Annotated in this window: 23 protein-coding genes and 1 tRNA gene; 13 read left to right on the forward strand and 11 right to left on the reverse strand. The window is 68.2% G+C overall.

Annotated elements, in window-relative coordinates:
- The 6 genes from V6M37_RS14415 to V6M37_RS14440 form a co-directional block, all read left to right on the forward strand.
- A partial coding sequence (locus V6M37_RS14415) for a cyclase family protein (RefSeq protein WP_332674447.1) occupies window positions 1-636 on the forward strand: 636 nt, incomplete at its 5' end.
- Between the two features lie 48 nt (window positions 637-684).
- Window positions 685-1,413, forward strand: coding sequence for an SDR family NAD(P)-dependent oxidoreductase (locus V6M37_RS14420; RefSeq protein ID WP_332674448.1), 729 nt, complete (start codon window positions 685-687; stop codon window positions 1,411-1,413).
- A gap of 159 nt (window positions 1,414-1,572) precedes the next feature.
- A complete protein-coding gene (locus V6M37_RS14425) occupies window positions 1,573-2,724 on the forward strand; it encodes an ABC transporter substrate-binding protein (protein ID WP_332674450.1) in 1,152 nt (383 codons plus the stop codon).
- Window positions 2,725-2,917: 193 nt separating this feature from the next.
- Complete coding sequence (locus tag V6M37_RS14430) at window positions 2,918-3,421, forward strand: DUF4112 domain-containing protein (protein ID WP_332674452.1); 504 nt, start codon at window positions 2,918-2,920, stop codon at window positions 3,419-3,421.
- 166 nt (window positions 3,422-3,587) lie between these two features.
- The gene (locus V6M37_RS14435; RefSeq protein ID WP_332674453.1) at window positions 3,588-4,604 is read left to right on the forward strand and encodes an RNA methyltransferase; all 1,017 of its coding nucleotides are present in this window, start codon (window positions 3,588-3,590) and stop codon (window positions 4,602-4,604) included.
- A gap of 53 nt (window positions 4,605-4,657) precedes the next feature.
- Window positions 4,658-4,987 carry a hypothetical protein gene (locus V6M37_RS14440; RefSeq protein WP_332674455.1) on the forward strand — a complete coding sequence of 110 codons (330 nt, stop codon included), beginning with the start codon at window positions 4,658-4,660 and terminating at the stop codon, window positions 4,985-4,987.
- A gap of 117 nt (window positions 4,988-5,104) precedes the next feature.
- On the opposite strand, the gene V6M37_RS14445 is transcribed toward V6M37_RS14440, so the two are convergent.
- Together V6M37_RS14445 and V6M37_RS14450 are read right to left on the reverse strand one after the other, a co-directional pair.
- A tRNA-Ser gene (locus tag V6M37_RS14445) sits at window positions 5,105-5,198 on the reverse strand.
- 47 nt (window positions 5,199-5,245) lie between these two features.
- Window positions 5,246-6,469, reverse strand: a complete 1,224-nt coding sequence (locus V6M37_RS14450; protein ID WP_332674458.1) for an aspartate kinase — start codon at window positions 6,467-6,469, stop codon at window positions 5,246-5,248.
- A gap of 254 nt (window positions 6,470-6,723) precedes the next feature.
- Here V6M37_RS14450 and V6M37_RS14455 point away from each other — a divergent pair, with 254 nt between their 5' ends.
- Window positions 6,724-7,029, forward strand: coding sequence for a helix-turn-helix domain-containing protein (locus tag V6M37_RS14455; RefSeq protein WP_332674459.1), 306 nt, complete (start codon window positions 6,724-6,726; stop codon window positions 7,027-7,029).
- 22 nt (window positions 7,030-7,051) lie between these two features.
- On the opposite strand, the gene V6M37_RS14460 is transcribed toward V6M37_RS14455, so the two are convergent.
- Window positions 7,052-7,906, reverse strand: coding sequence for a radical SAM protein (locus tag V6M37_RS14460; RefSeq protein ID WP_332674460.1), 855 nt, complete (start codon window positions 7,904-7,906; stop codon window positions 7,052-7,054).
- A 131-nt stretch (window positions 7,907-8,037) separates the two neighbouring features.
- On the opposite strand from V6M37_RS14460, the gene queD reads away from it, so the two are divergent.
- On the forward strand, window positions 8,038-8,487 hold the full coding sequence (gene queD, locus V6M37_RS14465; protein ID WP_332674461.1) for a 6-carboxytetrahydropterin synthase QueD: 450 nt from the start codon (window positions 8,038-8,040) through the stop codon (window positions 8,485-8,487).
- 56 nt (window positions 8,488-8,543) lie between these two features.
- On the opposite strand, the gene V6M37_RS14470 is transcribed toward queD, so the two are convergent.
- From V6M37_RS14470 to purN, 6 genes are read right to left on the reverse strand one after another with little or no spacing between them, the layout of a single operon-like run.
- A complete protein-coding gene (locus tag V6M37_RS14470) occupies window positions 8,544-9,713 on the reverse strand; it encodes a DesA family fatty acid desaturase (RefSeq protein WP_332674463.1) in 1,170 nt (389 codons plus the stop codon).
- Window positions 9,714-9,727: 14 nt separating this feature from the next.
- The gene (locus tag V6M37_RS14475) at window positions 9,728-11,122 is read right to left on the reverse strand and encodes a mechanosensitive ion channel family protein (RefSeq protein ID WP_332674465.1); all 1,395 of its coding nucleotides are present in this window, start codon (window positions 11,120-11,122) and stop codon (window positions 9,728-9,730) included.
- A 1-nt stretch (window position 11,123) separates the two neighbouring features.
- Window positions 11,124-11,702, reverse strand: coding sequence for a phospholipase D family nuclease (locus V6M37_RS14480; RefSeq protein ID WP_332674468.1), 579 nt, complete (start codon window positions 11,700-11,702; stop codon window positions 11,124-11,126).
- Complete coding sequence (locus V6M37_RS14485; protein WP_332674470.1) at window positions 11,695-12,978, reverse strand: RsmB/NOP family class I SAM-dependent RNA methyltransferase; 1,284 nt, start codon at window positions 12,976-12,978, stop codon at window positions 11,695-11,697. Before V6M37_RS14485 ends, V6M37_RS14480 begins: the two co-directional genes overlap by 8 nt.
- Before the next feature lie 13 nt (window positions 12,979-12,991).
- Window positions 12,992-14,359, reverse strand: coding sequence for a DUF3108 domain-containing protein (locus V6M37_RS14490; RefSeq protein ID WP_332674472.1), 1,368 nt, complete (start codon window positions 14,357-14,359; stop codon window positions 12,992-12,994).
- Window positions 14,341-15,024: a phosphoribosylglycinamide formyltransferase gene (gene purN, locus V6M37_RS14495; protein WP_332674474.1), complete on the reverse strand. Its 684-nt coding sequence runs from the start codon at window positions 15,022-15,024 to the stop codon at window positions 14,341-14,343. Before purN ends, V6M37_RS14490 begins: the two co-directional genes overlap by 19 nt.
- Between purN and V6M37_RS14500 the strand changes: the two genes are divergently transcribed.
- From V6M37_RS14500 to parC, 5 genes are all read left to right on the forward strand, one after another.
- Window positions 15,008-15,253 carry a hypothetical protein gene (locus tag V6M37_RS14500; protein ID WP_332674475.1) on the forward strand — a complete coding sequence of 82 codons (246 nt, stop codon included), beginning with the start codon at window positions 15,008-15,010 and terminating at the stop codon, window positions 15,251-15,253. The two genes, purN and V6M37_RS14500, sit on opposite strands and share 17 nt — an antisense overlap.
- Window positions 15,254-15,288: 35 nt before the next feature.
- Window positions 15,289-17,220: a DNA mismatch repair endonuclease MutL gene (mutL, locus tag V6M37_RS14505; protein WP_332674478.1), complete on the forward strand. Its 1,932-nt coding sequence runs from the start codon at window positions 15,289-15,291 to the stop codon at window positions 17,218-17,220.
- 148 nt (window positions 17,221-17,368) lie between these two features.
- The gene (locus V6M37_RS14510) at window positions 17,369-19,342 is read left to right on the forward strand and encodes a DNA topoisomerase IV subunit B (RefSeq protein WP_332674480.1); all 1,974 of its coding nucleotides are present in this window, start codon (window positions 17,369-17,371) and stop codon (window positions 19,340-19,342) included.
- Window positions 19,343-19,425: 83 nt separating this feature from the next.
- A complete protein-coding gene (locus V6M37_RS14515; protein WP_332674482.1) occupies window positions 19,426-20,217 on the forward strand; it encodes a TIGR01458 family HAD-type hydrolase in 792 nt (263 codons plus the stop codon).
- Window positions 20,218-20,459: 242 nt separating this feature from the next.
- Entirely contained in the window at window positions 20,460-22,829 is a 2,370-nt protein-coding gene (parC, locus tag V6M37_RS14520; protein ID WP_332674485.1) for a DNA topoisomerase IV subunit A, read from the forward strand.
- A gap of 11 nt (window positions 22,830-22,840) precedes the next feature.
- Here the strand turns inward: parC and motD are convergent, their stop codons facing one another.
- A complete protein-coding gene (gene motD / locus V6M37_RS14525) occupies window positions 22,841-23,674 on the reverse strand; it encodes a flagellar motor protein MotD (protein ID WP_332674487.1) in 834 nt (277 codons plus the stop codon).
- Window positions 23,675-23,704: 30 nt separating this feature from the next.
- Window positions 23,705-24,445, reverse strand: coding sequence for a flagellar motor protein (locus tag V6M37_RS14530; RefSeq protein ID WP_332674490.1), 741 nt, complete (start codon window positions 24,443-24,445; stop codon window positions 23,705-23,707).
- Window positions 24,446-24,462 lie beyond the last annotated feature (17 nt).

The raw sequence follows: 24,462 nt of genomic DNA on the forward strand, positions 1-24,462 counted from the left end.
ATCTCGCGCTACGACGAGCGCGGCCCGGCGTGGTACTGGAACAACTTCTCGTGCTCGGAGCACACCGGCACGCACTTCGACGCGCCGGTGCATTGGGTCACCGGCAAGGACCAGCCGAACAACGCGGTCGACTCGATCCCGGTCGAGAACTTCATCGCCGCCGCCTGCGTGATCGACGTTTCGGCCGAGGCCGCGGCGAACCCCGACTTCCTGCTGACGATCGGCTTCGTCGAAAAGTGGGAGCAGAAGCACGGCCGCATCCCCGAACGCGCGTGGGTGCTGCTGCGCACCGACTGGTCGAAGCGCCGCGGAGCGAAGGAGTACCTGAACATGGCCGAGGACGGCGCACATTCGCCGGGGCCGGACGCCGACGTCGTGCCGTGGCTGATCCGCGAGCGCAACGTCCACGGCTTCGGCACCGAGTCGATCGGCACCGACGCCGGCCAGGCGCACCAATTGAACCCGCCCTACCCGTGCCACTACTTCATGCACGGCAACAACCGCTACGGCCTGCAGTGCCTGACGAACCTCCACCAGTTGCCGCCGCAAGGCGCGGTGATCTTCGCGGCGCCGCTGAAGATCCGCAACGGCTCCGGCAGCCCGCTGCGCGTGCTCGCGCTCGCGCCGACCGTCTGAGCTTCGAGCCGAGTCGCCATTTCAGCCACAACCAATGAGGACAAGCCGATGAGCGAAAGAAGAGTCGCCGTCGTCACCGGCGGCAGCGCCGGGATCGGCGCCGACATCTGCCGGCGGATGCTCGACGATGGCTACGACGTCGTGTCGCTCGCGCGCCGCGCGGCCGACTGGAACCACCCGCGGCTGACGAACGTGCAGGTCGATCTGCTCGATGCGGCGGCGACCGAAGCTGCCGCGCGGGAAATCGCGCGCGACTTTCCGGTGAGCCACCTGATCCACAACGCCGGCGTGATCTGGCCGAAGCTCTTGCCGGAAGTCACGCTCGACGAGCTGCAAGGCCTGACGCAGATCCACCTCGGCGCGGCGATCAGCCTGATGCAGGCGGTGCTGCCCGGGATGGAGGCGCGCGGCTTCGGCCGCGTCGTGCTGATGTCGTCGCGCGGCGCGCTGGGCCTCGCGACACGCACCGCGTACTCGGCGACGAAGGCCGGCATGATCGGCATGGCGCGCACCTGGGCGCTGGAACTCGCGCCGAAGGGGATCACCGTCAACGTCGTCGCGCCCGGTCCGATCGCGACCGACATGTTCCACGACGTCGTCCCCGCGGGCAGCGAACGCGAGAGCCGGCTCACGGCGAACATCCCGGTCGGGCGCATCGGCCGGGCCGACGACGTCACGCGCGCGGTGATGTTCTTCGCCGATCCGGCCAACGGCTTCGTCACCGGCCAGACCTTGTACGTCTGCGGCGGCGCGAGCGTCGGCACGATCACGATCTGAAAAATGGAGGCGCCGCAGAAGCGCCGCATTGCCCGTCGGACGGCAAGAAGAAGCCGACGCGCGCGATTTCGTCGCGGCGGCCAGTCCGACCGACCGCAGGTTGTCGAGCAGTTCCATAACTATCAGGCGCCGCATGGCGCCAACCCACGGAGACGAACCATGATGCTGAAGAAACTTCCCGCCGCCCTCGCCCTGGCCACGCTCGCCGCCGCCTCGCAGTCCGCGCTCGCGCAAGTCAAGGTCGGCGTCGTGTCGTCCGCGACCGGCCCGACCGCGCTGGTCGGCATTCCGCAGAAGAACACGGTGCCGCTGCTGCCGACGAAGATCGGCGACCTCACCGTCGAATACATCGCGCTCGACGACGCGAGCGACCCGACCGCGTCGGTTACCGCGGTCAAGAAGCTGATCTCCGAGCAGAACGTCGACGCGATCATCGGGCCGTCGGGCTCGCCGAACGCGATGGGCGTGATCCAGTTCGTCGCCGAGGCGGGCGTGCCGCTGCTGGCGCCTGTCGGCACCGCGGCCGTCGTCACGCCGATGGACGACAAGAAGAAGTGGGTGTTCAAGACCACCCAGAACGACGACATCATCGCCAGCGCGCTCGTCGAGCACATGGTCGCGAGCGGCGTGAAGACCGTCGGCTTCATCGGCACCGGCGATCCGTACGGCGAGAACTGGCACAAGGTGTTCTCGGCGCTCGCGGAGAAGAACGGCCTCAAGGTCACGGCGAACGAGCGCTTCCAGCGCTCCGACACCTCGGTGACCGGACAGAGCCTCAAGCTCCTCGCCGCGCGCCCCGACGCGGTGCTGGTCGCCGCGCCCGGTGGCCCCTCGGTGCTGCCGCAGACGACGCTGCACGACCAGGGCTACAAGGGCCGGATCTACCAGACGCACGGCGCCGCGCTGCCCGATTTCCTGAAGCTCGGCGGCAAGAAGATCGAGGGCACCGTGCTCGCCGCGAGCCTGATGCTGGTGCTGCCCGAGATCGCCGACAACAACCCGTCGAAGAAGGTCGCGGCGGACTACATCGGCGCGTACGAAAAGCTGCACGGCTCGAAACCGGCCACCTTCGGCGCCAACGTCTATGATGCCGGCCTGCTGCTGCAGCAGGCGATCCCCGTCGCCGCGAAGTCCGCGAAGCCCGGCACGAAGGAGTTCCGCGCCGCGCTGCGCGACAGTCTCGAACAGACGAAGGAACTCGTCGGCACACAGGGCGTGTACAACATGACCAGCGGCGACCACAGCGGCTTCGACGAGCGCGGCCGCGTGATGATCGCGGTGAAGGGCGGCAACTGGACGCTGGCGAAGTGACGGGATGACGGGGGGCGGGGAGCGAGACAAGGCCTTCACGGACGAGTGATCCACCCCGCTCCGGCCGCGGCGCCCGCCTCGCGAACCGGACGGACATGATCGACACGCTGCGCCTGAACGTCGCGATCGTGGCCGGCCGGAAACTTTTGCGTCCGAAGCACCTCGGAGAGCACGGACGTTAGAGGAAGCGGGGATGAAGACGAACCGCAATTCGGGCGCGGCGCGTACCAAAGCGGCCCCGTCGGTGCGTACGCGCGAACAACTCAAGGCGCTCGCGTGGCTGCTCGACAGCTCGATCCGTCTGCCCGGAGGCTTTCGGATCGGCGTCGACGCGCTGCTTGGCCTCGTTCCGTTCATCGGCGACGCGGCAGGCGTGCTGCTTTCCGGTTTCATCGTGAGCCGTGCCGCCCGCCTCGGCGTACCCCGGAGCGTGCTGCTCCGCATGATGCTGAACGTCGCGATCGAGGCCGTCGTCGGCCTCGTCCCGATCGCCGGCGACATCTTCGACGCGGCGTGGAAGGCGAACCAGCGGAACGTCGCGCTGCTCGAAAGTCACCTGAACGCCCCGCAGGAGACCGCGCGCACCAGCCGCCGCCTCGTCGGCGTCGTGCTGCTTCTGCTGGTCCTGCTGTTGGTTGTGATGAGCGCGCTGTCGGCGCTCATCGTCGGCTGGGTCATCAGCGCGCTCGGCGGCTGACACGCCGCTCCGCTAGGGCTCGCCGATGTCCTCGTTGCACAGCGCCGTCCGGATCTCCGTCTCGTGTCTGCGGCGAAGCACCGACTTCGAAAGCACCCGGGTCAAGACTAGAATGCCCGTCTTTCGTCGCCCGTTCAAAAGCGGACCTCCTCGCAGAATCTTCCCGATGCGCCTCGACCCTATCCGTCAACGCCTGTACGCCCACGGCGCAAAGCCGTGTCACGCGGATCACGTGCTGCGTCTGTGGGCGCAGGGGCGCCCGCAGGACGGGGGACGCGTGCGCCCGGAGGACTATCTTCCGCTCGAAGTCCGCAACGCGCTGCCGCAACTGACCGACGAACTGCGCGGCCTCGCGCGACTGCGCTCGGTGCATCCGGCCGCGGACGGTTCCGAGCGCCTGCTCGTCGGGCTCGCCGACGGCCAGACGGTCGAGAGCGTCCTGTTGCCGCGCGACGGCCTCTGTGTGTCGACGCAGGTCGGCTGCGCGGTCGGCTGCGCGTTCTGCATGACCGGGCGCGACGGCCTGTTGCGCCAGCTCGGCAGCGCCGAGATCGTGGCGCAGGTCGCGCTCGCCCGCACGCGACGCACGGTCAGGAAGGTCGTGTTCATGGGCATGGGCGAGCCGTCGCACAACCTCGACAACGTGCTCGACGCGATCGAGTTCCTGGGCACGACGGGCGGGATCGGGCACAAGAACCTCGTGTTCTCGACCGTCGGCGACCGGCGTGTATTCGAGCGCCTGCCACAGGGCAAGGTCAAGCCGGCACTCGCGCTGTCGCTCCACTCGACGCGGGCGGAGCTCCGCGCCCGGCTGATGCCGCGCGCGCCGCGCATCGACCCGGAAGAGCTCGTCGAGCTCGCCGAACGGTTCGCGCGCGCGACGGGCTACCCGATCCAGTATCAATGGACGCTGCTCGAAGGCATTAACGACGACGACGCGGAACTCGACGCGATCGTCCGCCTGCTGCGCGGCAAGTACGCGGTCATGAACATGATTCCGTACAACAGCGTGGACGGGCTCGCTTTCCGCCGCCCATCGGACGCGCGCGCGCTGACGCTCGCCCGGTCGCTGAATGCGCGCGGCGTGCTGACGAAGCTGCGCCAGTCGGCCGGGCAGGACGTCGACGGCGGCTGCGGCCAGCTCCGGGCGCGCGAAAGTGGGATGCGGCGGGTCAGTTTTTGAATCTTTCCGCGGACGGCGGTCCACCTTCGACACCCCCGACAACAGGAACGAGCATGCACCGCAACCCGAATCTCGACGCCCTCTTCGACAACCTGAATCGCAACGCCGGCAAGCCGGTGGGCCCGCTGCAGAAGTTCGGCGCAGCGGCCGCGGCGGTCATCCTCTTCGGCATCGCGCTCGCGTTCTCGGTGATGTTCTTCGCGGTCGTCGCGGCGATTGCGCTCGTGATCGGCCTCTACGTGTGGTGGAAAACGCGCGATCTGCGCAAGGCGATGCGACAGGCGCAGGCGCACCGTCCGGGCCGCCCGCCCGCCAACGCCGGCGGCATCGTCATCGAGGGCGAGGTAGTGCGCGAGGTCCGCGACGACCACGGTCGGGACTGACGCGCACGGATGTCGCCGTCCCTCGGGACGTCCGCGCGGCGGAACTCCGCGGGAGTAGCGAAGCGTTCCGGGAAAATAAAAAAGCCCTTGAAACTTCAAGGGCTTTTTTAAGCTGGTTGGCGGAGAGTGAGGGATTCGAACCCTCGATACGAGTTTTAGCCCGTATGCTCCCTTAGCAGGGGAGTGCCTTCGACCTCTCGGCCAACTCTCCAACCTTCGAGCCCGCGATAATAGCGACTCTGTCGCGGGCGGTCAAACTCAGGCGGCGTCGAGGCCGAACGCCTTGTGCAGCACGCGCACAGCGAGTTCGAGGTATTTCTCTTCGATCACGACCGAGATCTTGATTTCGGAGGTCGAGATCATCTGGATGTTGATGCCTTCCTCGGCGAGCGTGCGGAACATCTTCGACGCGACGCCCGGGTGCGAGCGCATGCCCACGCCGACGACCGAGACTTTCGCCATCGTCTTGTCGCTCTCCAGCGCGCGCGCACCGATGTGCGTGCGCACGCCTTCGAGGACCTTCGTCGCCCTTTCGAGCTCGCCGCGCGGGACGGTGAAGGAGAAGTCGGTCGTGCCGTCATGACCGACGTTCTGGATGATCATGTCGACGTCGATGTTCGCGTCCGCGACCGGGCCGAGGATCTGGTACGCGATGCCGGGCTTGTCGGGCACGCCGAGCACCGTGAGCTTGGCCTCGTCGCGCGTGAAGGCGATGCCGGAGATGACGGGTTGTTCCATGTTCTGATCTTCCTCGACTGTGATGAGCGTGCCCTCGCCTTCCTCCTGGAAGCTCGACAGGACACGCAACTTGACCTTGTACTTGCCGGCGAATTCGACCGAGCGGATCTGCAGCACCTTCGAGCCGAGGCTCGCGAGTTCGAGCATTTCCTCGAACGTGATCTTGTCGAGCTTGCGGGCTTCCGGCACGACGCGCGGGTCGGTCGTGTAGACGCCGTCGACGTCGGTGTAGATCTGGCACTCGTCGGCCTTCAGCGCCGCAGCGAGCGCGACGCCGGTGGTATCCGAGCCGCCGCGGCCGAGCGTCGTGATGTTGCCGTGCTCGTCGACGCCCTGGAAGCCGGCGACGACGACGATGTTGCCCTCGTCGAGGTCCTTCTTGATCGGCGCCTCGTCGATGTTGAGGATGCGCGCCTTCGTATGCGCGCTGTCCGTCAGGATCCTGACCTGGCCGCCGGTATAGCTCTTCGCCTTGACGCCGACGTCGTGCAGCGCCATGCACAGCAGGCCGATCGTGACCTGTTCGCCGGTCGACACGACGACATCGAGCTCGCGCGGGTCGGGGTTCGCGGCGACTTCCTTCGTGAGCGCGATCAGGCGGTTCGTCTCGCCACTCATCGCCGACACGACCACCACCACCTTGTGTCCCTGCGCGTGGAAGTTCGCGACCTTTTGCGCGACGTTCCTGATGCGCTCCGGGTTGCCCACCGAGGTGCCGCCGTACTTCTGAACTATCAGTGCCATCGTCGCATCCAAGTACTTGTGGATAAAGGGGTGAATTCTATCGAATGCGAGGAAATTTTGCAGGCGGTTATAACTTCGCCCCCGGCACTCCCGATTTATCGATAGCGGTTATTTTTAGCCTCCTGGACTTTTTCATTGTATGTGCACGGAATAGTGATCTATACTTTGACCATCCTACAACTTAAGTCGTAGGAACCCGGCAACGCTCAGCCTTGTCTCATAAGCCGGCTGAATTCCCTCCAGAGGATAAGAGCATGACGAAAACCAACGAAAGCATCGACGTTCGCGAGATCCGGCGCAAGCTCGGGCTGAATCAGTCGCAGTTCTGGTCGAAGATCGGTGTCACCCAGAGCGGCGGCTCGCGTTACGAGAGCGGCCGCAACATTCCGCGGCCGGTTCAGGCGCTGCTCCGCCTGGTGCATATCGAACAGATCGACATCAACAAGGTCAAGAAAGAGGACGTCGAAGTCGCGGAGTTCCTGAAGACCTCCAACCCCGAGCTGTACAAGACGCTAAAGAAAGAAGCGCGGGCAAAGCGCAAGGAACGCACCGGCCGCTGAAGCTCGCGACGCCGCTGTTCCCTCAAAGGCTGACGCGAACCGTCAGCCCTTTTTTTGCGATCTTCGCGGCGATCGCCTCGAGCTCGACGACGGTCAGTGGCGAAAGCCGGACCGCCTCGGGCTGCATCGAAGGCCGCGCGACGCCGTACAGCAGCACGCCGCGGAGGCGGTCGCTCCCGGCCGCTTCCAGCACGTCCAGATAGGCGTCGATGTCGTCATTGGCCGGCGGGACGCCGTCCCAGCGGAACATGCATGTTTGCACCCAGGTGGGGCACAACGCGGCGGAAGTCGCGAGATTGCGCGCGACGGTCGCGGGATCGAGCGCTACGCCGTTGATACGCTCGATCGACGCCTTCGTTCCCGCATCGACCTTGAACCACACCTCGCCGCCGGCCTCCCCGAGGGCGCGCACCGCCTCCTGCACGCGGGCCTGGCGCATCAGGCTGCCGTTCGTGATCACCCGCAGCGGGACGCTCGATCCGAGTCCGTATCCATCGCGCAGGCGCCGGACGAGCGCAATGACTTCGGGGAATTCGGCCGCGCTCGTCGGCTCGCCATTGCCGGAAAAGGCGATGTCCCGGATGGTCCGCAGCCCTTCCGGCACATGCCGTTCGAGATAGTCGCCGTGCACCAGCGCACGGAGGAAGCCGGACAGTTCCGCTTCGAGCCGCGCCAGGTCGATGGCCGGCGCCTTCCCGCGCACGAGATCCGGCACCTGGCAATACGCACAATGCCAGTTGCAGGCGTTATTCGGATTCAGGTTGATGCCGACCGAGACACCGCCGGCCCGGCGGGAGAGCACCGGATAGACATAAGTCATACCCGCGAAATCGCGGTCGTGGTTGCGGACATTCAGAACGGGGTCACGTGAAGCCATATACGAGAGCCGATGAATAATGAAGCGGCGGGGAACAACGCGGAAGCTTCGCCGAGCGGTCGCCGGGAGCCGCCGAAAAGGGCCTTCGAGGCCTGGTGCTATAATTTCAGGCCTGCCATCCGAGATCAATCATGCGCGTCACCCGCCGCCTGGAGTTCGATGCCGGCCATCGAATTCCGGATCACGCCAGCCAGTGCCGTCATCTGCACGGCCATCGCTACGCGATCGAGATCACCTTGTCCGGCGAAATCATTGCCGCCGCCGGACAGGCAGTCAATGGAATGGTGATGGACTTCGGCGAGATCAAGAGCATCGCGACGACGTACGTTGTCGACGCGTGGGACCACGCCTTCCTCGTCTATCGGGAAGACAGGCCGGTCGTCGACTTTCTCGCCGCAATGCCCGGCCACAAGACAGTCGTGCTCGACGTCGTGCCGACCGCAGAAAACCTCGCGAGCGAAGCCTTCCGGATCCTCGATTCGCATTACCGCGACACCTTCGGAAACCATCTACAGCTCGAACGCGTGCGCCTGTACGAGACGCCGAACTGCTGGGCCGACGCCGTGCGCAGCGAAATCTAACGCCGCACCCGCCGGCGCCGGTCCGGCGCGGCGGCGAAGCGCCCGGCCGGCCTCGCTCACGCGGCGTACTGCCGCAGCCGCAGCGAAAACTCCTGCAACTGCTGGATACCACTTTGTTCGGCGCGGACGATCCACGCGTGCAGCTGCGCGAGCAGCTGTTCGCGCGACGCGTTCGAACGGGCCCAGATCGCGGCAAGTTCCTCGCGCATCGACGCGATCGTCGCGAGCAGCACGCTGTCCTTCAACACAATTTCGAACCGGCGGCGGTCCTCCTCGCGCAGATTCCGCTCCTCACCCGACAGCACCCAGCGGCGCAATGCGCGCGGGTCGAAACTGCGTCCGTGCGCGGCGACGAGCCGGTCGACCTCGTCGCTGCACATGCGCTTCAGCGACGCGACATAGCGCGTCATCACGTCGTAGCGGTGCGTGATGATCGCCTGCAGGGTGTCGAAATCCGGCGCGCCCTTCGCTTCGACGAACCTCGGTGACGGCATCACCTTCTTGACGGTCGCCAAGCGCAATGCCGCGAGGATGCGGATATACAGCCAGCCGATGTCGAATTCGTACCATTTCGCCGACAGCTTCGCCGACGTCGCGAACGCGTGATGGTTGTTGTGCAGTTCCTCGCCGCCGATCAGGATGCCCCACGGAACGAGGTTGGTCGCCGCGTCGTTGCAGTCGAAATTGCGATAGCCGGCGTAGTGCCCGAGGCCATTGACGACGCCCGCGGCCCAGAACGGAATCCACATCATCTGCACGGCCCAGATCGTCAGGCCGATCGGCCCGAACAGCGCGAGGTCCGCGACCAGCATCGCCGACACGCCGACGACCGAGTGCCGATAGACGCGGCGCTCGATCCAGTCGTCGGGCGTGCCGTGTCCGTACCGTGCGAGCGTCTCGGCGTTCTTCGCCTCGGCGCGATACAACTCCGCGCCTTCGAACAGCACCTTGCGGATTCCGACGATTTGCGGGCTGTGCGGGTCGTCCACGGTTTCGCATTTTGCGTGGTGCTTGCGATGGATCGCGGCCCATTCCTTCGTCACCATCCCGGTCGTCAGCCAGAGCCAGAAACGGAAAAAATGACTCGCGACCGGATGCAGGTCGAGCGCGCGGTGCGCCTGGTGCCGATGCAGGAAAATGGTTACCGATGCGATCGTGACGTGCGTCAGCGCGAGCGTGACGAGCACGTAGCCCCACCACGGAAGGTCGATCAGTCCTGCATGCATCGGGAACCAGTCCTTCAAAAAAAGCTGCCCTCCGAATCGTCCCTGAGCACGGCCGCAGGCCGCTCCACCTTGTTTCCTCCCTCGGGCGCCCCAGCCGCGCCGTTTGGGCCGGGCTCGAGCGCGACCCGCGGCAGCGGCGGCAGAAGTCGCACTTCGCGCTGCGGAAACGGAATCTCGATATCGGCGGCCCGAAATCGGCGCCAGACTTCGAGGTTGACGTCCGACGTCACGCCCAGCGTGCCGTTTTCCGGATCTTGAAGCCACACGCCGACGCGCAGGTCGATTCCGCTCTCGCCGAACGCGACGAGAAATGCCTTCGGCTCCGGAACCTTCAACACTCGCGGATGCTCCCGCGCCACGTCGACGAGGATTTCCATCGCACGCTCGACGTCGGAGTCGTAACTCACCTGAAAGTTCAGCGACGCCGATACATGCGTGTCCGTATAGGTCTCGTTCTGCACGATCGAACCGACCAGCGTTTCGTTCGGCACCAGCGACTCGACGCCGCTGCCGGCGCGGATCACCGTATAGCGCGTGTTGATCTGCGTCACGATGCCGCGCTCGGCGCCGACGCTGATCATGTTGCCGATCCGCAGCGAGCGGTCGAGCAGGATGATGAAACCCGACACGTAGTTCGCCGCGATCTTCTGCAGGCCGAAACCGAGGCCGACGCCGAGCGCGCCGCCGAACACCGACAGCGTCGTCAGGTCGATGCCGACCGCCGGCAGCGCGACCAGCACCGCGACGACGATCAGCGCGGTCTTGACGACGCGTAGCATCACCAGCCGGACATTCGCATCGAGTCCTGCGGTGGCCATCAGCCGACGCTCGAACAGACCGGCCACCCATAGCGCGACGAGGAGCGTCAGCAGTGCGACCGCGATGCCTTGCAGCAGCGTCAGGATCGACAGCCGCTGCTTGCCGACCGTGAACGAGACGGCCTCCAGGCTGGCGAGCACTTCGGGCAGCCAGCCGAGGATATGCAGCGCGACGACACTCCAGGCGAGCAGCGCGAAGACACGCTCGAAACCGGCGATCCAGCTCGTCCGGCCGACGGCCTCCCGCAGCGAGAACACGACGAACCGGATCACTGCCAGCGACGTCAGCAGCGGCACGGCGAGGTTGAGGATCGTGACGTTTTGGAACGTGGCGAGGATCGGACGCGCGGCGGCGACCAGGACAAGCCCCGACAGCGGGAACAGCATCCGACGCAGCCAACTGCGACCGAAACGCTGCGTCGCCGACAGCGGCTCGCCGCGGCCGTCGACGCGTGACAGCATGTAGCGCTCGAGGAGCCACGCGAGGCCGAGGCAAACCGCGAGCGCCGCGAGCTGCCACAGGACGTCCGGGCTCTGCAGGTCGCGCCAGGTGTTTTTCAGCAGGAACGCAAACTCTTTGTCGTCCGGCACGTCACGGCTTCCACGGCAGTCGGGTCACGGGAGCGGCATCCGCGCGATGGCGTCGCCAGTTGTCGAGATAGGCCTTCGCGAGCGGGCAGTTGTCCCGCAGGATCAACAGGTTCTCGGCGTTGCGGTGGTTCGCGGACCAGGTGAAATTGTAGGAGCCGGTGGCGACCGCGCAGCTGCGTGCCTCGGCATCCGCGATCAGCACCTTGTTGTGCGCGGCCGCGAAACGGGTCTCGAACGCGACTGGAATGCCCGCTTCGAGCAACTGCGGGATCGCGTTCCCCTTGCCGCGGCGGTTCATGTCGGCGTCGGCGAGCACCTCGACCCGCACGCCGCGGCGATGCGCGGCGACGAGCGCCTTCGCGATCGGCCGGCTCGTGAACACGTAGGCCTGGAGGTGGAGGGACTCGCGCGCGCCGTCGATGACGCGCAGCAGCGCCGCCTCGGGATCGTCGGCCGGCGAGAATGCGAGTTCGATCGAGCCGCGCGCGGCGAGCGTGTCGCTCGCGCCGGCCGCGCCGCTCCCCAGCGTCGCGATGGCGACCAGCACGGCCAGCGCCAGGTGGCGCGGCCCCTTACGCATCGGCCGGCGCGCGCTCGAGAAGCGCGGCGAAGAACCCGTCCGTATCGTGTTCGCGCGGCGACACCCGCAGCCGCTCGCCGGTGTCAAGCGCGATGCCCTGCTTGTCGAGCACGTCCTTCGCACTCAGCTGGCGGAACTCCGGATGCGCGGCGAGGAAGGCGTCGACGACCCCGTCGTTCTCCTCCGCCAGGAGGCTGCAGGTCGCATACACGAGGCGGCCGCCTGGCTTCACGAGGCGCGCCGCCGACTCGAGGATCGCGCCCTGCTTCGCGACCATCTCGGCGACCGATTCTGGCGTCTGCCGCCACTTGAGGTCGGGGTTGCGCCGCAGCGTGCCGAGGCCGCTGCACGGAGCGTCGACGAGCACGCGGTCGGCCTTGCCGGCGAGGCGCTTGACCTTCGCGTCGCGCTCGTGCGCGATCAGCACCGGATGCACGTTCGACAGCCCGGCGCGCGCGAAGCGCGGCTTGAGCTTCGCGAGGCGTTTCTCGGACACGTCGAACGCGTAGAGCCGCCCGGTCGAACGCATCATCGCGCCGAGCTGTAGCGTCTTGCCGCCCGCGCCGGCGCAAAAATCGACGACCAGCTCGCCGCGCTTGGGCTGCACGAGGAAGCCGAGAAGCTGGCTGCCTTCGTCCTGGACTTCGAACGCGCCTTCGAGAAACAGCGGGTGCTTCTGCAGCGCGGGCTTCCCGGCGAGGCGGATGCCCTGAGGAGAAAACCGGCACGGCTTCGCGTCGATGCCGTCGGCCTTCAGCTTGCCGACGAGCTCGTCGCGGTCGGTCTTCAGCACATTGACGCGCAGGTCGAGCGGCGCGGGGCGGTTGAGGCTGTGTGCGAGTTCGACGAGTTCCGCCTCGCCGTGCGTCGCGAGCAGGCGCTCGGCGAGCCAGTCGGGCAGGTCGGTGCGCTCGCCGAGCGAGCCTTCATCGAGTTCGCGCGCCTTGATCCCGGAGATCCAGTCGCGCTCGGTCGCCGACGCGAGCCCTTCGAAATGCCGCATCGGCCAGCCTTCGCCGCGCGCGAGCCACGCGAGCAGCAAGGTGCGCGGGCGCGCATCGTCGCCGACGAGCCGCCGCAGCCAGCGCAGGCGCCGCACGATGCCGTAGACCGCTTCGGCAATGAACGCCCGGTCGCGGTGGCCGATTTCGCGGTGCTCGCGAAAATGGCGCGACAGCACCGCGTCGGCCGGATGTTCGAAGGTCAGTACCGTGCCGAGGACCTGGGCGGCGTGGATCAGCAGGCTGCGCGAAGCGGCCTCGTCGTGTCTGGACATCTTTATTCGGTTCTCACTGGTAAATGGACGCGGGCTCGTGCTGCGCTTCCCGCAATTCGATCATGTCGGTTTCGATGGCCGCGTCCGGCGCATCGGGATCGGCGCCGGCCCCCGGTTCGGCCGCGGGCTCGTCGCCCCCGCCCGCGTATTGCGCGACGTCGTCGCCGGCCGGCAACGCGCCACCACCCGGCTCGCCGTCGAAGTCGTCGTCGGCTTTCGGGTTTGCGGCCTTGTTCTTCCCGGTCGGCGCGAGGCGCAGCTCGACCGCCTGCTGGTCGAGCACTTCGCCCTTGTCGTCGACGATGCGGATGCGCACCGGCAGCATCCCGTAGTCGCGCGCTAGCCAGATGTCGATCGACAGCTTGCCGTCGAGCGCCCTCGCCCGCACGCGCAAGGCTTCGAGCTGGCCGATCGGCAGTGCGGGCCGTTCGACGCCGACCGCTTCGAGAACCGAGCGCTTCGCCGACTTGCCGCTGACGACGTTGAGCTCGTGCGGCAGGCCGGCGACACCGACGATGCCGAGCTGGTGCCACAGGCTCAGCACGTCCTGGTCGCCCGGCTCGATCGGCGCGGTGCGCGTGCGGTCGCCGCGCCGCATCGTCACCTGCCCCCCCTGCCAGTCGAATTCCGCGGACTCGGGTTTCCGGCCGGATTGTTCGACGCCGAACCGCTCCGGCTGCAGTCCCTTCGGCCCCACGCGCCCCTCGCTGTGCTGCTGGTAGCGCAGCTTGCGGAACAGGTCGACGACGCCGGTCGTCTCGAGCGACACCGACATGCGGTAGCGCTTGCGGTCGTGCGACCACTCGTGGTGCGCCTCGCCGACCTCGAACCCGGGCTCGCCGAGCATCACGCGGAAGCGGATGTCGCCCCGGCGCGGCCAGCCGGCAGAACTGAACTTGCGGGAATCCGCGGGCGCCGCAACGGGTTGGGCGGCGGGCTCGACTGCCAGGTTTGTCACCGAATCCGCGGACGAGGCTGACAGCGCGTCCGCATCCACCTCCGGCGCCGCCGAGGGAGCGGACGCGTCGACGACGGATTCGGAGGGGGGCTCGGGCGTCCGCATCGGCACCGCGAGCGCCACGGCTTGCTCACCGGCGGGGGCTATCGCCGCGACCGGCTTCACTTCCGGCTGCCGCTTCATCTTCGCCTGCGGCCGGGGCTTCGGCGCCGCGACGGGCTGTACCGCAGCGGGCCGGTTCGGCGCCTCGGCCGCCGGCGGCGCGGCAACAGGCTCCGGTTCGGGCATGACGAGCCGAGCGTCGAGCGCGAGCGGCCTCACCGGCGGCTCGTGTGCGCGGCCGAAGCCCGCGGTCGAGCCGAGGACGGCCGCATGCGCGAGCACCGAGGCGCCGAGCGCGGCAATCAGGAGCCGGTGCCGCACGCCTCGCTCCGGTCTCCCGCGAGCGGGTCGAGCGCCGGCACGGTCCATGCCGCGGCGCCGGCGGATTCGCCATGCAGCGCGACGCGTCCGTCCGCCGCGACCGACAACCGTCCTTCGACGAACCAGCGCACGGCCTGCGGATAGATCCGGTGCTCCTGCGCGAGCACGCGCACCGACAGCGTCTCTTCGTCGTCGCCGGGCAGCACCGGCACGACGGCCTGGATCACGACCGGCCCGCAGTCGAGTGCCGCGGTGACGAAATGAACAGTCGCGCCATGCACCCGCACGCCGGCTTCGAGCGCGCGCCGGTGCGTGTGGAGCCCCGGGAACGCGGGCAGCAGCGACGGATGGATGTTGAGCAGGCGCCCCTCGTAATGCCGCACGAACTCCTCGGTCAGCACGCGCATGAAGCCGGCGAGCACGACGAGGTCCGGCGCGTGCGCGTCGATCGCCTCGGCGAGCGCCCGGTCGAAGGCCTCGCGCGTCGGGAACGCCTTGTGGTCGACGACGATCGCGGGAATGCCGTTCGCGGTCGCGAACTCGAGCCCCTTCGCATCGGGTCGGTTGCTGATCACCGCGCTGATGCGGGCGCCCGGAACACCGGCACGCACGATGGCTTCCATGTTGCTGCCGCGGCCGGAAACGAGAATGACGATCGACTTCATGTTCGGGGTTCTTGGGTTCGATTCGACGCGGGCTGCCGACGCAGCCGCTGGAAAGTCGCGAAGGCGATTTCTTGACCATCGCGACGACATTGCGTTCGCCCTCGCCTCGGCTGCGCTGCGACGCAGGCGATCCGATTTCACGCGGGCGACGCCGGGTGCCGCGATGATACCGGAACGACCGCCCCAACTTCACGCCGCCGCCGCGGAAAGCGGCTCCCGGCTCGTATAATCCGCGGCTCCGCCGCCGAAAACCGTTCCTCGCCGATGCCCGCAATCCGCCCGCTGTCCGACCTGCTCGTCAACCAGATCGCCGCCGGCGAGGTCGTCGAACGCCCGGCGTCGGTGCTGAAGGAAGTCCTCGAAAACGCGCTGGATGCCGGCGCGCAGGCGATCGAAGTGCAACTCGAGCAAGGCGGCGTGCGCCGCATCCGCGTCGCCGACGACGGCTGCGGCATCGCGCGCGACGAGCTCGCGCTCGCGCTCGAGCGCCACGCGACGAGCAAGATCGCGACGCTCGACGATCTCGAGCAGGTCGGCACGATGGGTTTTCGCGGCGAGGCGCTGGCCGCGATCGCGGCCGTCGCCCGCACGACGCTGACGAGCCGCGCCGAAGGCAGCGCGCACGCGTGGCGGATCGACGGCGCGGACCGCAGCCTCGCACCGGCGGCGCTCAACGCGGGCACCGTCGTCGACGTCGCCGATCTCTTCTACAGCACGCCCGCGCGGCGCAAGTTCCTGAAGTCGGAGGCGACCGAGTACGCACACTGCGACGAGGTGTTCCGCCGCGTCGCGCTCGCGCGCCCCGACATCGGGCTGCAGCTCGCGCACAACGGCCGCGTCGTCCATCGGCTGCCGCCCGACGAGCCGCTCCGGCGAGTCGGCGCGCTGATGGGCGACGATTTCCTGCAGCACGCGCGCCCGCTCGACGCCGACGCCGGCGCGCTGCGGCTGTCGGGCTTCGCCGCGCTGCCGGCCTACTCGCGCGCGAACCGCGACGCGCAATACCTGTTCGTCAACGGCCGCTTCGTCCGCGACAAGCTGCTGACGCACGCGGTGCGCCAGGCCTACGCGGACATCCTGCATGGCGCGAGGCATCCGGCTTACGTGCTGTTCCTCGAGCTCGACCCGGCCGGGGTCGACGTCAATGTGCACCCGGCGAAGATCGAAGTGCGCTTTCGCGAATCCCGCGCCGTCCATCAGTTCGTCTTCCATGCGCTGTCACGCACGCTCGCCGAATCGGGCGCCGCGGCCGGGGTTGCGAACGGAGCGATAGATGACGTGGTAGCCAGCGCGATGCGAGGCGACGCATCGCGGGAGACCGGCGCTCCGCGCGACGCCGGGTACGGAGCGGACACGCCGAAACCGTCGTTCCCCGCGGCCGGCTACGCGACAGGCGATGCGCACCGGCTGCCGGTGCAGGGCCGTCTCGCGATGGAGTCCGCGAGCCGCAGCTATTACGACTTCGCCGCCAGCGCGCGACCGGCGGGCGACGAAGCCCTGTCGGCCGGCTTCCGCCCGACCGCGTTTCCCGCATCGCGCGGGGCGCCGCACCCCGACAGGGACGCCGCTGCCGGTGCTGCGCTGCCGCCTCCGACGCTGCCGTCCGCCGTCGACGCTGCCCCGCTGGGTTACGCCGTCGCCCAGCTCCACGGGATCTACATCCTCGCGCAGAACGCCGCCGGGCTCGTGCTCGTCGACATGCACGCAGCGCACGAGCGCATCCTCTACGAGAAGCTCAAGACCGTGCTCGACGGCCGCCCGTCGGTGCAGCGCCTGCTGATTCCGGCCGTCCTGTCGGTCGGCGCGAAGGACATGGCCGTCGCCGAGGAATGCCGCGACGTGCTCGCGGCGATGGGCTTCGACGTCGCGGCGGACGGCCCGGCCGAGCTTGTCGTGCGCAGCGTCCCCGCGCTGCTCGCGAACGCGCCGGTCGGCGAATTGCTGCGCAAGCTGCTCGAAGAGCTGCGCGAATTCCCGGCGTCCGAAGTCGTCACCGCGCGCCGCAACGAACTCCTCGCGACGATGGCCTGCCACGGCGCGGTGCGCGCGAACCGCAGCCTGACGGTCCCGGAGATGAACGCGCTGCTGCGCGACATGGAAGCGACCGCGCGCGCCGACCAGTGCAACCACGGCCGCCCGACCTGGACCCAGCTGACGATGGCCGAGCTCGACCGCTTCTTCATGCGCGGGCAGTGACGGACAGCGGGCCGACGCGTAGGTCGGACTGAGCGAAGCAATGTCCGACCTACGCCCGCCCCGGCAGGCGGATGCCAGATTCACCATCAGCGGGTATCCTTGCACCCCCTCGGCCGCCTCCCGTGTCGGCCATGCAGCGCAGACATCCATGACAGCCAAGCAATACGACGAATCCTCGTTCCGCGTCCTGAAGGGGCTCGAACCGGTGCGCGAGCGGCCGGGCATGTACACCCGCACCGACTCGCCTGCCCACATCATCCAGGAAGTCATCGACAACTCGGCCGACGAGGCGCTCGGCGGCTTCGCGAAGAAGATCCACGTGACGCTGCACCTCGACGGCTCGGTCAGCGTCGCCGACGACGGGCGCGGCATCCCGGTCGGCTTGCACCCCGAGGAAGGCGTGCCGGTCGTCGTTCTCGCCTACACGCGACTGCACGCCGGCGGCAAGTTCGACAAGCGCGACGGCCACGGCGCCTATGCGTTCTCGGGCGGTCTGCACGGCGTCGGCGTCGCCGTGACGAACGCGCTGTCGACGCGCGTCGAAGTCGAGGTCAAGCGCGACGGCAAAGTCCATCACATCGACTTTTCCGATGGCGGCGAGAAGATCAGCCCGATTTCGGTCATCGGCGACTGCGGCCGGCAGAGCGGCACGCGCGTGCGCGTGTGGCCGGACGGCAAGTACTTCGACAACCCGCGCGTGCCGCAGACGGAGCTCGAACGGCTGCTGCGCTCGAAGGCGGTGCTGCTGTCGGGGGTGTCGGTGCGCCTCGACATCGAGCAGGCATCCGGACCGGTGCTGACGAAGACGTGGTCCTACCCCGAAGGCCTCGCGGGTTACCTGCGCGAGCAGGCCGGCGACATCGAGCCGGTCGCCCCGCTTTTCGCCACCGAGAAATACGCCGACCGCGACGACGCGACGTTCGCACCCGGCGAAGGCGCCGCCTGGGTGCTCGGCTGGTTCGAGCACGCGGTGCCGAGCGAATCCTTCGTGAACCTGATCCCGACGGTCGCCGGCGGCACCCACGAAAGCGGCCTGCGCGCCGGCGTGTTCGACGCCGTGAAGAGCTTCATCGAGCATCACGCGCTGTTGCCGCGCGGCGTGAAGCTGCAGCAGGACGACGTCGCCGGGCGGATGAGCTTCGTGCTGTCGGCGCGCCTGCTCGATCCGCAGTTCCAAGGCCAGGTGAAGGAGAAGCTCAACTCGCGCGAAGCGGTGAAACTCGTGTCGACGATGATCCGCGACCCGTTCGAGATCTGGCTCAACAACCACGTCGAGGCCGGCCGCGCGATCGCGGAGCTGTCGATCAAGCAGGCGCTCGCACGCCAGAAGAGCGCGCAGAAGGTCGAGAAGAAGAAGACTTCGGGCGTCGCGGTGCTGCCGGGCAAGCTCTCGGACTGCGAGTCCGAGGACCTCGCCGACAACGAGCTCTTCCTCGTCGAGGGCGACTCGGCCGGCGGCTCGGCGAAAATGGCGCGCAACAAGGAGACGCAGGCGATCCTGCCGCTGCGCGGCAAGGTGCAGAACGCGTGGGAGATCGACCCCGACCGTCTGCTCGCAAACGCCGAGATCCACGACATCGCGGTCGCGCTCGGTGTCGACGCGCACGCCGCCGGCAGCCAGCCGGATCTGTCCGGCCTGCGCTACGGCAAGGTCGTCATCATGTCGGACGCCGACGTCGACGGCGCGCACATCCAGACGCTGCTCTTGACGCTGTTCTTCCGCCACTTCCCGGAGCTGATCGCGCGCGGGCACATCTACGTCGCGCAGCCGCCGCTGTACCGCATCGACGTGCCGGCGCAGGGCAAGAAGCGGCCGGCGCGGCGGCTGTATGCGCTCGACGACGGCGAGCTCGCCGCGATCCGCGACCGCCTTGAAAAGGAAGGCTTCAAGCCCGACGCGATCGAAGTCGGCCGCTTCAAGGGTCTTGGCGAGATGAACCCGGACCAGCTGCGCGAGACGACGATGGACCCCGCGACGCGGCGCGTGCTGCCGGTGGAAGTGCGCGCCGACGCGCTCGACGACACGCTGAAGATGTTCACGCTGCTGATGGGCAAGGGCGAAGCGTCCGGCCGGCGCGCGTGGATGGAGGCGAAGGGCGACACGGTCGAGGCGGACGTCTGACAGCGCGAACGGCGCGCCCGTTTGGCCGCGCACTGCGCGGGCTCCTATAAATGGGAGATCCGATCCCGGCGACGGAGGCCGCGATGACTGCTGCGACGAACCCCATGAGGCGCCCGAAAGCCGCGCTGATCGACCTCGCCGGCGTACTGCACGTTGGCGACCAGGCGATCGACGGCGCCGTCGCGGCGCTCGCGAGGCTGCGCGCCGCGGACCTGCCGCTGCGTTTCCTGACGAACACGACGCGCACGCCGCGCCGGAAGATCGTCGAGAAGCTCCGCCGGATGGGTTTCGACATCGACGAGGACGAAGTGCAGACCGCCGCGCAGGCTGCCCTGCAGCTCGTGCGCGAGCGCGGCCTGCATCCGCTCTACCTCGTGCATCCAGACCTCGCCGCCGAGGTGGGCCCGAGCGCGGCGCAGCCCGACGCGGTCGTCCTCGGCGACATGGGCCCGTTTCTCGACTACCGGCAACTCAACGCCGCGTTCCGCCTGCTGATGGACGGGAAACCCTTCATCGCGATGGCGAAGAACCGCTATTTCATGGAGGAGGACGGGCTGTCGCTCGACATGGGCGCGTTCGTCACGGGCCTCGAATTCAGCAGCGGCCGCGACGCCGAGATCGTCGGCAAGCCCGCCGCCGCGTTCTTCCACACGGCGCTCGCCACGCTCCGCGTCGCGCCGGCCGACGCGGTCGTCATCGGCGACGATCTCCACGACGACGTCGGCGCGGCGCTCGCTGCGGGCATCCCGGCGATCCTAGTGCGCACCGGCAAATATCGCGCGGGCGACGACGCGGACCCTGCAATCCGGCCCGATCTCGTCGTCGACGATTTCGCGCGGGCAGTGGAACTCCTGCTCGCCCGGAACCCCTCGTGAACGGCCGCGACGCGAACAGCGCCCGTCCTCCCGCGGAGGCGTCGCGTACAATGCGCCGCTGTTAACGCGGCAACCCGATACCGTTCGGGCTGGCCCTTCGGCTTTCCCGGGATAGGCTCGTCCAAGCCTTGCTACCGCTCTTCGACTAGGTCGAAGCGAACGCTTGTCCTGGATTGCCGGTTCGATAACCGATTTTCGGCAGCCGGCGCACCCGCTCCCGAAGCTGCAATGCCAAGTCTTTCATGAGCAACGACACTCTCGATCTGTTCGGCCCGTCGGGCACGCCGAAAGCGCCCGCCGACGCCGCCCCGCCCTCGCCTCCGACCCCGCCCGCCCCGGGCGACGGCATGACCGGCGACGGCCCGCTGCCGCTCGACCGCTACGCCGAGCGCGCCTATCTCGCGTACGCGATGAGCGTCGTGAAGTCGCGCGCGCTGCCGCAAGTCGAGGATGGCATGAAGCCGGTGCAGCGGCGCATCCTGTACGCGATGAGCGAGATGCGGCTCAACGCGGCCTCCAAGCACGTCAAGTCCGCGCGCGTCGTCGGCGATGTCATCGGCAAATACCATCCGCACGGCGACACCAGCGTCTACGACGCGATGGTCCGCGTCGCGCAGGATTTCTCGCTGCGCTATCCGCTCGTCGACGGCCAGGGCAACTTCGGCTCGCGCGACGGCGACTCGGCGGCGGCGATGCGTTACACGGAGTGTCGGCTGACGCCGATCGCCGAGCTGCTGCTGTCGGAAATCGACCGCGGCACCGTCGAGTTCGTGCCGAACTACGACGGCGCCTTCGAGGAGCCGCAACTCCTGCCGGCGCGCCTGCCGTTCGTGCTGCTGAACGGCGCGTCCGGCATCGCGGTCGGCATGGCGACCGAGATCCCGCCGCACAACCTGCGCGAAGTCGCGGACGCGGCGACCCACCTGATCCGCCACCCGGACGCGGGCCTCGACGACATCCTGCCGCTGCTGCCGGGCCCGGATTTTCCCGGCGGCGGCCAGCTGATCTCGTCGCCCGACGTGATCCGCGACGCCTATTCCGGCGGGCGCGGCAGCCTGCGGATGCGCGCGCGCTGGCACGTCGAGGAGCTCGCGCGCGGCCAGTGGCGCGTGATTGTTGACGAGCTGCCGCACGGCGTGTCGGCAGCCGGCGTGCTCGCCGGGATCGAGACGCTGACAAACCCGCAGCCACGCGCCGGCAAGAAGGACGTCAGCCAGGAGCAGAAGAACCTCAAGCAACTCGTGCTCGGCGTGCTCGAGACGGTGCGCGACGAATCGAGCGACAAGTCGCCGGTGCGCATCGTGCTCGAGCCGCGCTCGTCGCGACAGAGCCGCGACGAGTTCATGTCGGTGCTGCTCGCGCACACCAGCCTCGAAAGCTCGGTGTCGGTGAACCTGACGATGATCGGCCGCGACGGGCGTCCGCAGCAGAAGAATCTCGTGCAGATCCTGCGCGAGTGGATCGACTTCCGTTACGTGACGGTCGAGCGGCGCACGCGCCACCGCCTCGACGAGGTCGACCGGCGCCTGCACATCCTCGAAGGCCGCATGATCGCGTTCCTGCACATCGAGGAAGTGATCCGCGTAATCCGCGAGTCAGACGAGCCGAAGCCGGCGCTGATCGCCGCGTTCGGCCTCACCGAGATCCAGGCCGAGGACATTCTCGAGATCCGGCTGCGCCAGCTCGCGCGACTCGAAGGCTTCAAGATCGAGAAGGAACTCGCCGAGCTGAAGGCCGAGCGCGAGGGCCTGCAGCACCTGCTCGACAGCCGCCCGGCGATGACGAAACTGATCCTGAAGGAGATCGCCGACGACGCGAAGAAATACGGCGACGACCGCCGCACGCTGATCCAAAGCGTCGCGGCCGTCGCGCCGGCCGAGCTCAGCGTACCCGACGAGCCGGTCACCGTGATCGTGTCGAAGAACGGCTGGGTGCGCTCGCGCCAGGGCCACGGCATCGACGCCGCCGCGATCACCTACAAGGCGGGCGACTTCGGCTTCGCGGTCATCGAGACGCGCACGACGTGGCCCCTCGTCGTCATCGACACGCAAGGCCGCGCCTACACCGTGCGCGTGTCGGATCTCCCGGGCGGCCGCGGCGACGGCACCCCGATCACGACGCTCGTCGACTTCCAGAACGGCGGCAAGCTCGCGCAGGTCGTCTCGGCCGAGCCCGAATCGAGCTGGATGTTCGCGAACTCCGGGGGCTACGGCTTCATCTGCACCGTCGCCGACGCGACGAGCCGCCAGCGCGCGGGCAAGGCGTTCATGACGCTCGAAAAGGGCGAGAGGGTGCTCGCCCCCGCACGCGTCGCCGGCGAACGGATCGCCGCAGTGTCGGAAAACGGCCGCATCCTCGTGTTCCCGAGGAGCGAGATGAAAGTGCAGGCCGGCGGCCGCGGCGTCATCGTCATGGCGCTCGACGACAACGAGGGGCTCGTCGCGATCGCGGTGCCGGCCGACGACTCGGTGCTCAAAGTCGAAGGCATCGGCCGCGGCAACAAGCCTGCGAGTGTCGACGTGAAACCCGCGCAGCTCACGACGCTGGTCCACCGGCGCGCACGCAAGGGCGTCGCGCTCACGATCAAACTGAAGCCGACGGCACTGCGCTGACGCCGCGGCGCTCAGGCGTCGCCCGCGGGCGGGAGGATCGCGCGGATCGGATCGTCGCGGGGGATGGTGCCGGGAGCGCGCGGCGGCAGGTCGCCGAGCATCGATTCGATGAGGATCGTGACGCGGCGATTGCGCGCGCGGCCTTCCTCCGTGTAGTTCTCGGTGACCGGGCGCTGGTCACCGTAGCCGGCCGCGGTCAGCAACGCGCCGCGGACGCCCGCTTCGATGAAGAGCCGCACGACCGACGACGCACGCACGGCCGAGAGCTCCCAGTTGGACGGAAAGCGGGACGTGCTGATCGGTAGGTTGTCGGTATGTCCCTCGATCGTGATCGGGAAGTCGGCTCGCGCGAGCACGTCGGCGACAGCGCGCAGGGCAGCGACTGCCGACGGGTCGAGCGCCGCGTCGCCGGGCGCGAACAGCACGCTCGCGTTGATCTCGACGCTGATCCCGCGCGCGCCTTCGGTCACGCGGACTTGCCCGCCCTGAGTCAGCGGCGCGAGCACTCGCCGGATCTCGTCGGCCATGTTCGTCATCCGGTGCAGCGCCGCCTCGCGCCGGGCAACGTCGGCGGCACGCTCGACGGGCTGCTGCGCGGGCGGGAGCACCGGCGCGACCGCGGGAACGACCGCCGGTGCCGAGGGCGCGCCGTCCGGCACGATCGCGCCGCTGCGGAAGGCGCTGACGAGCGACTCGGACAGCACGCGGTACTTGCCTTCATTGACCGACGACAGCGAGTACATCACGACGAAGAACGCGAACAGCAGCGTGATGAAGTCGGCGTAGGACACGAGCCAGCGCTCGTGATTCTCGTGCTCTTCTTCGTGGTTGCGGCGTCGCGCCATAAGTGTCGGCCCTCGCGGGAGACCTTCGGATCAGGGCACGTAGCCCTGCATCCGGTTCTCGATGATCCGCGGGTTGTCGCCGTTCGCGATGCCGACGAGCCCGTCGACGAGCATCTCGCGCTGCGAGACGCCGGTCGCGACGTGCGCCATCAGCTTCTTCGAGATCGGCAGGAACACGAGATTCGCGAAGCCGACGCCGTAGATCGTCGCGACGAACGCGACGGCGATGCCCGAGCCGAGCTTCGACGGGTCCGACAGGTTCTCCATTACGTGGATCAGGCCCATCACGGCACCGAGAATGCCGATCGTCGGCGCGTAGCCACCGGCCGCTTCCCAGATCTTCGCGCCCTGTTTCATCTGCGCACCCCACGCATCGATCTCGACTTCGAGCACTTCGCGCAGCCGTTGCGGCTCCACGCCATCGACGACGAGCTGCAGCCCCTTGCGCGCAAACGGGTCGGACAGCGCCGGGAGGCGCGTTTCGAGCGCGAGCAGCCCTTCCTTGCGCGCCGCGTGGCTCCACGCCGACGCGAGCGCGATCAATTCGGCATGCGACGACGGCGGCGGCACGAACACCCACTTCGTCATCCGCACGCCGTCGCGGAACACGCGCAGCGGGCTTTGCAGCATCACCGCGCCGAGCGTGCCGCCGATGACGATCAGAAACGCGGTCGGCTGGATCAGCGACGAAATGTGGCCGCCCTCGAGCACCTGTCCGAGCAGGATCGCGGCGACGCCGAGCGTGAGGCCGATGAAGCTGGTCTTGTCCATTGCGGATACTCCGCCGC

The sequence above is a fragment of the Aromatoleum sp. genome (assembly GCF_036675785.1).
Taxonomy (GTDB): Bacteria; Pseudomonadota; Gammaproteobacteria; order Burkholderiales; family Rhodocyclaceae; genus Aromatoleum.

Excerpts from the sequence above, each read along its gene's own strand:
- queD (WP_332674461.1), top strand. The coding sequence starts at position 8,038 with ATGCGCGTCACCCGCCGCCTGGAGTTCGATGCCGGCCATCGAATTCCG.
- V6M37_RS14470 (WP_332674463.1), bottom strand. The coding sequence starts at position 9,713 with ATGCATGCAGGACTGATCGACCTTCCGTGGTGGGGCTACGTGCTCGTC.
- mutL (WP_332674478.1), top strand. The coding sequence starts at position 15,289 with ATGCCCGCAATCCGCCCGCTGTCCGACCTGCTCGTCAACCAGATCGCC.
- V6M37_RS14515 (WP_332674482.1), top strand. The coding sequence starts at position 19,426 with ATGACTGCTGCGACGAACCCCATGAGGCGCCCGAAAGCCGCGCTGATC.
- V6M37_RS14420 (WP_332674448.1), top strand. The coding sequence starts at position 685 with ATGAGCGAAAGAAGAGTCGCCGTCGTCACCGGCGGCAGCGCCGGGATC.
- V6M37_RS14480 (WP_332674468.1), bottom strand. The coding sequence starts at position 11,702 with ATGCGTAAGGGGCCGCGCCACCTGGCGCTGGCCGTGCTGGTCGCCATC.
- V6M37_RS14455 (WP_332674459.1), top strand. The coding sequence starts at position 6,724 with ATGACGAAAACCAACGAAAGCATCGACGTTCGCGAGATCCGGCGCAAG.
- motD (WP_332674487.1), bottom strand. The coding sequence starts at position 23,674 with ATGGCGCGACGCCGCAACCACGAAGAAGAGCACGAGAATCACGAGCGC.
- V6M37_RS14450 (WP_332674458.1), bottom strand. The coding sequence starts at position 6,469 with ATGGCACTGATAGTTCAGAAGTACGGCGGCACCTCGGTGGGCAACCCG.
- V6M37_RS14435 (WP_332674453.1), top strand. The coding sequence starts at position 3,588 with ATGCGCCTCGACCCTATCCGTCAACGCCTGTACGCCCACGGCGCAAAG.
- V6M37_RS14425 (WP_332674450.1), top strand. The coding sequence starts at position 1,573 with ATGATGCTGAAGAAACTTCCCGCCGCCCTCGCCCTGGCCACGCTCGCC.
- V6M37_RS14500 (WP_332674475.1), top strand. The coding sequence starts at position 15,008 with ATGACGATCGACTTCATGTTCGGGGTTCTTGGGTTCGATTCGACGCGG.
- V6M37_RS14440 (WP_332674455.1), top strand. The coding sequence starts at position 4,658 with ATGCACCGCAACCCGAATCTCGACGCCCTCTTCGACAACCTGAATCGC.
- V6M37_RS14510 (WP_332674480.1), top strand. The coding sequence starts at position 17,369 with ATGACAGCCAAGCAATACGACGAATCCTCGTTCCGCGTCCTGAAGGGG.
- parC (WP_332674485.1), top strand. The coding sequence starts at position 20,460 with ATGAGCAACGACACTCTCGATCTGTTCGGCCCGTCGGGCACGCCGAAA.
- V6M37_RS14430 (WP_332674452.1), top strand. The coding sequence starts at position 2,918 with ATGAAGACGAACCGCAATTCGGGCGCGGCGCGTACCAAAGCGGCCCCG.
- purN (WP_332674474.1), bottom strand. The coding sequence starts at position 15,024 with ATGAAGTCGATCGTCATTCTCGTTTCCGGCCGCGGCAGCAACATGGAA.
- V6M37_RS14485 (WP_332674470.1), bottom strand. The coding sequence starts at position 12,978 with ATGTCCAGACACGACGAGGCCGCTTCGCGCAGCCTGCTGATCCACGCC.
- V6M37_RS14460 (WP_332674460.1), bottom strand. The coding sequence starts at position 7,906 with ATGGCTTCACGTGACCCCGTTCTGAATGTCCGCAACCACGACCGCGAT.
- V6M37_RS14530 (WP_332674490.1), bottom strand. The coding sequence starts at position 24,445 with ATGGACAAGACCAGCTTCATCGGCCTCACGCTCGGCGTCGCCGCGATC.